The organism is Bacteroidota bacterium, assembly GCA_034723125.1.
In the GTDB taxonomy this organism is placed as follows: Bacteria; Bacteroidota; Bacteroidia; order CAILMK01; family JAAYUY01; genus JAYEOP01.
Map to the genome: position 1 here is coordinate 1 of JAYEOP010000432.1, position 9432 is coordinate 9432.

Here is a 9432-nt window from a genome sequence, read left to right on the forward strand (position 1 = left end):
AAAGATAATAAACAATCTGACTGCGTTAAAATTTTTCTCAATAGCTACGGCTATTCAGAAAAATTTGTGCCTTGCATCTTATTCATTATCTTTGTTTCTTAAAAGAAATGTATTTATAGAACCTCCCATAAATTAAAAAATATGAAAAGCAAAGATTTAAATAGTAAATTTTTAAAATTTGTTGAACAAAACGGATTGATAAAAAAGGATTGCAAAGTCCTTGCTGCTGTAAGTGGTGGTGCGGATTCTGTTGCTATGTGTAATTTGTTTTTTACAAATAATATCAATTTTGAAATTGCTCATGTAAATTTTAAACTAAGAGGAGAAGACTCCGAAAAAGATGAAGCATTTGTAAAAGAGCTTGCATTAAAATACAACACAGTTTGTCATGTAATTTCGTATGATACAAGGAAGTATGCATCACAAAATAAATTATCAATTGAAATGGCAGCACGCAAACTAAGGTACGATTGGTTTGAAAAACTTTGTAAGGAAATGAATTTTGATAAAGTTGCAATTGCTCATCACCAAAACGATAATGTTGAAACAGTTTTGTTAAATCTTGCAAGAGGCTCCGGGATAAAAGGAATGAGAGGGATTTTGTCAAAATCAGAAAAGATTATCAGACCGCTTTTGTTTTTGAAAAGAAAAGATATAGAAAAATATTTGGAAGAAGATAAACTAGCTTTTAGAATTGATAAAACCAACTTTGATACTGAAATAAAAAGGAACTTTGTAAGATATAAAGTTATTCCTGAACTAAAAGAATTAAATCCCAATGTAGAGGAAACTATTTCAAAAAGTGTGGAAATATTTAAAGAGTATGAAAATTTTATTAATAGGCAAATAGAAATAATAAAAAGCAAAATTCTGAAAGTTGAGAAAGATATTATAAAAATTAGTATTGATAAATTAATTAAGTATGAAGATAAAAAGCTTATTTTATTTGAAATTTTAAATGATTACGGATTTAATAATTCTGATGTTTTGGATATTATTAATTCTTTGAATGAGGAATCAGGGAAAAGTTTTTATTCAGTAAATTATGTTCTTGTAAAAGACAGAGAATATTTGTTGCTTTCTAAAAAACAATCTCAGCAAGAGGAAGAAAAAAGTTTTGATATTAATACAATAGAATTAGAATTTGAAGATAGTATTTTTAAGATTTCTAAAATAAGAAATGATGAGATTGATGATTTGAAAAATCCTTCTATTGCATATTTGAATTCAGAAAAAATTAAATTTCCATTAAAAGTAGGACATTGGCAACAAGGTGATTACTTTTATCCTTTTGGAATGAAAACAAAGAAAAAATTAAGTGATTTTTTTATTGATGAAAAATTTTCTCTACTCGAAAAAAACAAAATATTAGTTGTAAAGTCAGCTAATGAAATAGTGTGGGTCGTAGGAAAAAGAATTGATGATCGTTTTAGAATAGATAAAAATAGTAATGAAATTATAAAAATAATTGTTAGATAAAAATAATGAAAATGATGAAAAAATTAAGTTTAGTTTTAGTGGCTTTAATGCTAATTACCTTGGTTGAAACAGCAGATGCACAAAGTGAATTTAAAATTGTAAAAGAAGTAAAAACAACCTCAGTAAAAAATCAGCAACAGGCGGGAACATGCTGGGCTTATGCTACAATTTCTTTTCTCGAAACAGAACTTTTGAGGATGGATAAAGGTGAATTTGATCTTTCGGAAATGTATGTTGTAAATAAAGCATATCAGGATAAAGCAAAAAACTATGTACGCTTACATGGAAATGCTGTTTTTAGTCAAGGTGGGCAAGCTCATGATGTTACTAATGCAATAAAAATAAGTGGTATTATTCCTGAGAAGAATTATCGAGGATTGAATTACGGAACAGAAAATCACATTCATAGCGAGATGGAAGCAGTATTGAAAGGAATGCTTGAAAATATTGTTAAAAATAAAAACAAAAAACTTACAACTGTTTGGGATGATGCTATTGAGGCAGTCCTAAATGTTTATCTTGGCGAAATTCCCGAAAAAATTGAATACAAAAATAACAAGTTTACACCTATGGAATTTACCAAAGAGATAGCTTTGAACATGGATGACTACATTGAAATAACTTCCTATACTGACCATCCTTTTTATGAAAAATATGTTTTAAAAATTCCCGATAATTGGTCAAGCGATTTGTACTACAATGTTCCTCTTAATGAATTGATGGATATAATGGAATATGCTATCACAAAGGGTTATTCTGTTTGTTGGGATGGTGATGTTAGTGGAAATTTTAAAAGGAGAGAGGGTTATGCAACATTAGAAAATGAAAAGGAAATAACTCAGGAAATACGTCAGGAATATTTTGATAATTACACAGCTACTGATGATCATTTGATGCATCTCACAGGAATTGCAAAAGATGAAAATGGTAAAAAATATTTTAAAACAAAAAATTCATGGAGTGCAAATTCCAAATATGATGGTTATTGGTTTATGTCTTTTCCTTTTGTAGAGTTAAATACTGTAGCGATAATGATTCACAAAGATGCATTGCCAAAAGGGATTAAGACGAAGTTAGGACTTTATTAAATTAAAATAAATATTTATGGAATTTGTAAAAAAACTATCTGAGATTTTAGTTGAGAAAGAAAAATCTTGGCTTGAATTTTTAACGGAAGTTGTTGGCTTGGGTTTATTGTTAGGATATTTCTGCTATGGTTTTTTTTACAAACAATTTATGATTCATGAAGCAAAGTTGCTACTGTTTTACCTTTATCTTTTTTATGTATTAATATTTTTGCCAATACGAATTCTATATTTTAAAAATGCAGCTAGCTTTAAGCTATCATTGATGTTTGCTTTGCTTCTAAGATTTTTTTACAACATTATTAATTGGGGAAGAAAAGATAAAGAACTTAAGATATTTGAAAATGAAAAAGAAAAAATCTCTTTTCTCTTTTTTGTGATACGCTTAATCTTTATTCCTGCAATGTTAAATTTTTTTGTTGAGTATTTGATATTGCTGGTTGATTATATTTCTTTACCAACTTTTTCTTTAAGTCTTTTAATTACTAAAAATTACTTCTTTGTTTTTTTGTCAGCAATTTATGTTGTTACCGATACTTTTATTTTTTCTTTTGGATATATAGTTGAGGATAAAAAATTCAACAACAGCATAAAATCAGTTGATAAAACGGTTTTGGGTTGGATTGCTGCTTTAGCTTGTTATTTTCCTTTTATTCTGCTTACAATTAAGCTGTTACCTATGTATGCTATGACTCCGGAATTGGCAGTAGAAAATACATTTTTTATAAGCGAAAGAATCACAACAATTCTTTTTGTGTTAATTTTAATAATGTATTTTGCAAATCTTTCTTCAACAATTTCACTCGGTGCAAAATGTAGTAATTTAACAAACAGAGGTATTGTAACAAGAGGTGCATTTAAAATTGTCAGACATCCTGCTTATTCGTCAAAAATAATATCATGGTGGTTATTGACTTTGCCTTTTATGAGTATGAAAGTATTTATTGCAATGATTGCTTGGACAATAATTTATATTTTACGTGCTTACACTGAGGAAAAACATTTGGAGAAAGATTCAGATTATTTAAAATACAGAAAGAAAACAAAATGGTTGTTTGTACCATATCTGATTTAAAAAAAAACGAATAAATTATTTTCTCATTTTGAGATATAAATATTATATTTGGGAGAAGTTGAACTAAGGAAAATTTTGTAAATTACTCAATAGCAGGCAGTAACTAATATTGCTTGAAATTTGTAAATTAAATATTTTATAATTTATAAAATATTTATTGTTAAGAAGAAAAAACTATTAACTTTGTACTTAAAAAGCAAGATAACTAATCGCTACAAATGAAGAAAACTGTTCATAAAATATATTTTTTAATTGTTTTAATATTAATACCAGTATTGCTATTTGCTCCACCAGCCGGTGGATGGAATCCCGGTAATACAGATCCAACCGTACCTATTGATGGTGGTTTTGTATTTTTACTTCTATCCGGAATATTTTATGGAGTCAAAAATTACCTTAAATCAAAAAGAAACAAATAGATTTCCCTTCTCAAAAAAATCACTAAAAAATTCAAGTCAATTTTATTATTAACTCAAGTTTCGCATTTGAATATAAAGAATTGATATTCGGAAACTTATTAAATGTCGAGTTGGGCTAAGTATCCATTATTGTGATGAACTATAAATAGTGCCTCTTAGAAAACTATTCATTTTAAAAATAACAAATCTCAAACATCAAAAAACAAATAATTCTCAATAACCAATTATCTAATATTCAAACATTTTGAAAAATTGGAATTTTATTATTTGGTGTTTATTTGTCATTTGAAATTTGTTATTTGGTGTTTTCTTAGAAAGACTAAATAGTATAATAATTCCATAATGAATTGTTTCATACTTTGTGATTCTTAGTGTCTTAGAATATTCGTGGCTAATTATCAATATCTTGCCACAAAGGCACCAAGGCACAAAGTTACACTAAGAAAAAATACATAATATATCAGTCAGATAATAAATATATGCTGAGCGGTAATAAAAGTGTTTTGCTATACCGTGTAAACGAGTAATAACCAATACGTTAAACATAGTGCCAAAGCTCAAATTATGACCAGCCGAAGTATATGTTAGCACACAGAATTATTATGCGAAACTTGAGTTATTAATCTTCTGAAAATTCTACAAGCATTTTTCTATAAGAGTTAAAAATATTTGCTCGTGAAACAAAACCGAGGTATTTGCCTTTGTCAACTACAGGTAAATTCCAGTGCCCCGAACTTCTGAACTTTGCCATTACAATGTCTAAGCCGTCTTCTGTTGTTACCGAAATATGTGGGTCTATCATTAAATCTTTCACGAAAATTTTGTCATATTTGCCTTGGTCAAACATTATATTACGGATATTGTCAAGAGGAATAAGACCAAGATAATTACCCTTTTCATCAATAACAGGAAAAATATTTCTGACAGATTTTTTGATTACATTTACAAGATATCCAAGTGTATCATTAGGACGAACAGTAATAAAGTTAGTTTCAACAACATCATTAACTTTTATAAGTTTTAATATTGTTTTATCTTTATGATGAGTTAATAATTCACCGCGTTTTGCCAATTGAATTGTGTAAACAGAATTGCTTTCAAAAAGTCGTATTGTTGTGTATGAAACTGCTGCTGTTATCATTAGAGGGACAAATAATTGATAGCCTCCTGTAATTTCAGCGATAAGAAAAATTGCTGTTAAAGGAGCAAAAAGAACTCCTGCAATTGTGCCTGCCATTCCTACAAGAGCAAAATTACTTACCGAAAGGTCTTTTATGCCAAAGTATTGTAAGATTTTTGCAAAAGTAAAACCCAAAGTAGAACCCATAAAAAGTGTAGGAGCGAAGATACCACCTATTCCACCTGCTCCAAAAGTAATAGATGTAGCAACAACTTTTAAAAAAATCAGCAATATTAAAAATCCGAAAACAACATACATATTATCTTGGAACTCTGAGAACATACTATTTTCCATTACTGATTTGTAATCTCCCTTTAGTAAGGAATTTATAGTTTCATAACCTTCGCCATATAATGGTGGAAGAATGAAAATAAGAATTCCAAGAGCAATACCGCCAACGAGAATTTTTACTTGCCACTTATTTATTCTTTCAAAATATGAGCGAATTTTCATGTACATGCGAGTAAAATGAGTTGAGATAAGTCCTGTAAAAATTCCAAGAATTACAAAAAATGGGATATCATTGAATAAAAACTCATCTTGAAGAGTAAAATGAAAAAGTACATCTCTGCCAAGGAAAAAATATGAGGTTAGAGCTGCTATTGAAGATGCAATTAATAACGGTACCAAAGAAGACATTGTTAAATCCAGCATGATAACTTCAATGGCGAAAATTATTCCTGTAATAGGAGCTTTAAAAATTGCAGACATAGCTCCGGCACTTGCACAACCTATTAAAAGTATTTTTGTTTTATAACTCATTCGGAAAAGACGACCGATATTGGAGCCAATTGACGCACCTGTTGCTACTGTAGGTCCTTCTAATCCAACAGAGCCGCCAAAACCCACAGTAAATGCACTGGTTATTATTGAGGAAAACATATTGTGCTGTTTCATAATTCCATTTTCTTTTGAAATTGAATAAAGCACTGCCGGTATTCCATGATTTACTTTCCTACGAATGATAAATTTGATGAATAAAACAGCGAAAAATATTCCTATTACGGGGTAAGCAATATATAAATAATTTCCAAAATTAAAAATCTCATTCTTTATAAGTTCTTGAATAAAATGCACTGAATTTTTTATAACAACAGCCGCAAGACCGCTTGTAAGTCCTATTACAGCACTTAAAATTAAAATAAAATGCTGGTCAGGGATGTGTTTTAATCTCCAAATTATAAGTGGTTTTATGTATTTTTCAAAATGCATATTCTCTTTACTCTCAACTTATCAGTTTTTTTTACGAGGGGCAAAGTTAGAAAGTATTGATTTAAAATAAGTATTATTAAGTAAAAACAAAATTAACATTAAAAATAATGCTGAGTACGAAACAAAAAAGGCAAATTTAACCATTCGATTTTGATAAATAAAAACAATTTTACTTTCTCCTGCTGGTATTTTTGTTGAGATATAAACATGGTTAGATGTAAAATGTTTTGTTTCTTTTCCATCAATTAATACTGACCATCCCGGATAATTGCTTTGAAGTAATGTTAAAACTTGAGGAGACTTACTAATTACGATTGCTTCAATTTTTGTTGGTAAAAAACTTGTAATAAAAACTGTATCTGTTGGAGTATGTCTGAGTTTATCCTTCGATAATTTTTTATAAATATTTTCATTTATAAAAAGGTCGCTCTGAGAATAATCTTGCTGTTGTTTTATTGTTTTATTAGAAAATATTTGTGAAGATAAATAAAGAGGGTAGTTGTTTAGAACAGCATTTTTTAATTTAGGAAAAGAATCGGATAAGTAGAGGAAAGGGTCAAGAACAAAAGAACTAAATCCTTCATAAGATATTTTTTTATGAAAAGTGTTAGTGTTTCGCCAAACAGGTAGAAAAGCTCCGGAGATATCACTATTCTCAATTACTTTTTTGCTTTGTGGAATTGGAAATCCTTTAGGAAGGTTTTTTATTTTATTGTGTAATTTCTGTGGGCTTTTTACAGAAACGCCTGTGTAGTGAATATTTAGTTGAACTGAAATAAACATTTCAATTATTACGATAATCATTATTGTTTTAACCAAATTTTTATTTTTAAGCAGTGAAAACATAAAAATACTGATTAAGATAAATTGAATAAAACTATGAATGAAGATATGCTCTGATAAGGTTGAACTTTGCATCATTTCCTTAAATCCTAAGTGTGTGTTAAGAAAACTAAGTTCTTTTATTGAAATTTTTGTGGCGGAAAAAACAAAAAGAAAAGCAAGAGTAATCCAGAACCCCAAAGTTATTCCAATAATAATTTGGCGATTTGAATTTTTGTGTTTAAAAAAATCAGACATTGATTTAGCTGCAAGAATAATAAATGTAAGAATAGTAAATAAGCTAAAATAACTTGGAGAGCGAAAAAGGTTCATCATCGGAATGTGTTTATAAAGAAACATTCGCAAAGGAGTGTATTCTCCAAAAGCAACAAAAAGACAAAAAACACCCCATAAAGCAAAGAGAATAAAAATGCCTTTCTTTTTTTGGAATAAAGAATAAATAAAAAATATGAGAAAGATTATCCCAAAGAAAATATTTGTCATTGAGATATCAGTATTGAAAAATGATGGGTTTTTTATTGCTGAAAAAGGAATTAGTAATGAGATTAATGATTGAGGAGAAAGTGGGCAAACTAAAGCTACTTCGGGAGGGATATTTCTTAAGCGTGAAGCAAAGGGAGCAACTTGAATTAGTGAAACAATAATTACAGTACTTAAAATTGCTGTTGACAGAAAAAAGATGAAATTAGTTTTTATGAGGAGACGAATATTTTTGTAATCCTTTGATAGAAAGTGAGAAATAATTTCAAATAAAAATATTAGAAGAAGAAAATATCCGAAAATTATAGTGAATGTTTGATAGCCGTTTGAAATGAGTAAAAACATAAAAAATGCAGATTTTAATGCATCAAGAATATTATGACTTTTATTCATTTTTAAATAAAACAGTAAAATATAAGGTATCCAAGTTGCTGAAATAATTGCAAACATAGCTTGTGCATGCCCTACAAAAAAACCTGATGTCATGTAAACAATCCCTGAAAGTAAAGCTATATTTTTTGAGACATTTAAAAAAGATGTCAATTTAAAAACACCAAAACCTGCAATGAAAATGTAGAAAGTAAACAGAAAGTGTAAAGTATAGTTGCTGTAACCGAAAATTGAACCGATTAAAAGTGTTTCCGGATACCAAAGGGGATATTGCATATCAGCATAAATTGGAATGCCTGTAAATTGGTAGGGATTCCACAACGGGAGATGCCCGTTTTGTAAGCATTCACCAATAAAATAGCGAAAAGGTAATACAGCATCAATCATATCCCATTTAAGACAAAATCCTAATGAAGAAATTTGCCAATAAAAAATAATCGCTACAAAAAGGAGTATTGATGCAGGGTTAGTAAAATATTTTTTTATTGAGTTTAATCTTTTCAAAACATTAGAATTTGCAACAAAAGTATTACTTTTGCGGGAACTTAAGATGTAAGTTAAAATTATTAAATTTACATTTTTATTTTTTTTAATGCATTGGAACAAAGAGGTTGAAAATTATTAATAAAATTAAAATTTATTCTAATTGTTTAATAAAAGAATTCTTATCTTTGCACCCCAAAAATAGAAAAGTATGTACGCAATAGTTGACATAGTAGGACATCAATACAAAGTAGAAAAGGACCAAACCTTATTTGTAAATAGATTAAAAGGTGAAGAAAAAGAAAAAGTAGAATTTTCTGATGTTCTTTTAATCGATAATGACGGAAAAGTTAAAGTAGGAACACCTAATGTAAAAGGTGCAAAAGTTACTGCTACTATTCTTGAACATTGTAAAGGTGATAAAATAATCGTTTTTAAGAAAATAAGAAGAAAAGGTTATAAAGTAAGAAATGGACACAGAGATTATTTATCAAAAATTCAGATAACAGATATTAAATAATTAATAGTTATGGCTCATAAAAAAGGAATGGGTAGCTCCCAAAACGGTAGAGAATCACACAGTAAAAGACTTGGAGTTAAATTATTCGGTGGTCAGTTTGCCAAAGCTGGTAGTATTATAGTTCGCCAAAGAGGAACAAAACATCATGTTGGAATAAATACCGGTCTTGGAAAAGATCATACAGTATTTGCAAAAATTGATGGAATTGTTGAATTTAGGAGAAGGAAAAACAACAGATCATTTGTTAATATTATTCCTGTTGAGCA

General features: G+C 28.7%; 8 protein-coding genes. 6 read left to right on the plus strand and 2 right to left on the minus strand.

Annotated elements, in window-relative coordinates; genetic code table 11:
• Nucleotides 1-141: 141 nt before the first annotated feature.
• The 4 genes from tilS (at nucleotide 142) to U9R42_11510 (ending at nucleotide 4058) form a co-directional block, all read left to right on the plus strand.
• Nucleotides 142-1479 (plus strand): tRNA lysidine(34) synthetase TilS, encoded by a 1338-nt coding sequence (tilS, locus tag U9R42_11495; protein MEA3496648.1) that lies wholly within the window; start codon nucleotides 142-144, stop codon nucleotides 1477-1479.
• Nucleotides 1480-1490: 11 nt separating this feature from the next.
• Entirely contained in the window at nucleotides 1491-2567 is a 1077-nt protein-coding gene (locus U9R42_11500) for a C1 family peptidase (GenBank protein MEA3496649.1), read from the plus strand.
• A 16-nt stretch (nucleotides 2568-2583) separates the two neighbouring features.
• Entirely contained in the window at nucleotides 2584-3639 is a 1056-nt protein-coding gene (locus U9R42_11505) for a methyltransferase (protein ID MEA3496650.1), read from the plus strand.
• A gap of 218 nt (nucleotides 3640-3857) precedes the next feature.
• Nucleotides 3858-4058, plus strand: coding sequence for a hypothetical protein (locus tag U9R42_11510; protein MEA3496651.1), 201 nt, complete (start codon nucleotides 3858-3860; stop codon nucleotides 4056-4058).
• A gap of 619 nt (nucleotides 4059-4677) precedes the next feature.
• Here the strand turns inward: U9R42_11510 and U9R42_11515 are convergent.
• A complete protein-coding gene (locus tag U9R42_11515) occupies nucleotides 4678-6450 on the minus strand; it encodes a chloride channel protein (protein ID MEA3496652.1) in 1773 nt (590 codons plus the stop codon).
• 21 nt (nucleotides 6451-6471) lie between these two features.
• Nucleotides 6472-8667, minus strand: coding sequence for a hypothetical protein (locus tag U9R42_11520; protein ID MEA3496653.1), 2196 nt, complete (start codon nucleotides 8665-8667; stop codon nucleotides 6472-6474).
• Nucleotides 8668-8857: 190 nt separating this feature from the next.
• Here U9R42_11520 and rplU point away from each other — a divergent pair, with 190 nt between their 5' ends.
• Together rplU and rpmA are read left to right on the plus strand one after the other, a co-directional pair.
• Nucleotides 8858-9166, plus strand: a complete 309-nt coding sequence (gene rplU / locus U9R42_11525) for a 50S ribosomal protein L21 (protein MEA3496654.1) — start codon at nucleotides 8858-8860, stop codon at nucleotides 9164-9166.
• Between the two features lie 9 nt (nucleotides 9167-9175).
• Nucleotides 9176-9432, plus strand: a 257-nt coding sequence (rpmA, locus tag U9R42_11530) for a 50S ribosomal protein L27 (protein MEA3496655.1), incomplete at its 3' end; no start/stop codon positions are given.

Coding starts and splice junctions, on each gene's coding strand:
- tilS (MEA3496648.1), top strand. CDS start 142: ATGAAAAGCAAAGATTTAAATAGTAAATTTTTAAAATTTGTTGAACAA.
- U9R42_11500 (MEA3496649.1), top strand. CDS start 1,491: ATGATGAAAAAATTAAGTTTAGTTTTAGTGGCTTTAATGCTAATTACC.
- U9R42_11505 (MEA3496650.1), top strand. CDS start 2,584: ATGGAATTTGTAAAAAAACTATCTGAGATTTTAGTTGAGAAAGAAAAA.
- U9R42_11510 (MEA3496651.1), top strand. CDS start 3,858: ATGAAGAAAACTGTTCATAAAATATATTTTTTAATTGTTTTAATATTA.
- U9R42_11515 (MEA3496652.1), bottom strand. CDS start 6,450: ATGCATTTTGAAAAATACATAAAACCACTTATAATTTGGAGATTAAAA.
- rplU (MEA3496654.1), top strand. CDS start 8,858: ATGTACGCAATAGTTGACATAGTAGGACATCAATACAAAGTAGAAAAG.